Here is a 257-nt window from a genome sequence, read left to right on the forward strand (position 1 = left end):
AACACCAACGGCGTCTACGGCTATGGCCTGAATATCATGGAGATCGATGAGCTCAGCGAAGATGCCTATCGCGAGCGTTGCGTCCGGGTGATCACGCCCGACTTCAAGGCCGGCCTGCACGGCTGCCATCATTGCGACGAGGCGGGCGGGCGCTACATACTGGACGCGCGGCTGACGGCGTAAAGCTCCTCCAGGCTGCGCCATTGCAGCCGGGAGTTCCTGCCGCCCGTCAATACTGCCAGGGCGCCGGCAAAGCC

1 pseudogene is annotated in these 257 nt (G+C 64.2%); it reads left to right on the forward strand.

What is annotated here, in order from left to right:
- Window positions 1-183 (forward strand): annotated as a pseudogene (locus SB724_RS20910) (hypothetical protein); the annotation flags it as partial.
- Between the last annotated feature and the right edge of the window lie 74 nt (window positions 184-257).

Origin of the sequence: Bacillus sp. SIMBA_031 (assembly GCF_046535225.1) — a bacterium.
Lineage (GTDB): Bacteria > Bacillota > Bacilli > Bacillales > Bacillaceae > Bacillus > Bacillus velezensis.